The following is a 416-nucleotide window of genomic DNA, read 5'->3' on the forward strand; positions in this document are numbered from 1 at the left end:
GTACCCGCCAGTGTACCCGCCAGTGTAGCCGTGAACGTGGGTAACAACAACAATACAGCCTCCAATATTTTAAGCCGCGTGTATGATGGCACGGCGCCTACTATTACAGCCGTAGATGTACCTGCCAACGGCACTTATCACCTCGGTGAAGGGCTACGCTTCAAAGCACATTTCAGTGAGTCTATCGTTGTAACGGGCACGCCTACGCTCGATATCACTATCGGCGGCACTACCCATCAGGCTACCTATCAGGGCGGCACTGGTACAGATACATTGGGCTTCCTCTATATAGTGCAGGCCGGAGATGTAGACATGGACGGCATTACCCTGGGCGCTGCGCTCACAGGTACTATAAAAGATGCAGCCGGTAACAATGCCGTACTTACACTTCCTGCGATAAATACCACAGGCGTACT

At 52.4% G+C, this 416-nt stretch carries 1 protein-coding gene; it reads left to right on the forward strand.

Translation table 11 applies throughout. The features are described 5' to 3' along the window. On the forward strand, nt 1-416 hold a 416-nt coding region (locus tag AC1DCV_RS35815), incomplete at both ends, for a hypothetical protein (protein WP_477027687.1).

Source organism: Chitinophaga sp. 10T418 (assembly GCF_056394125.1).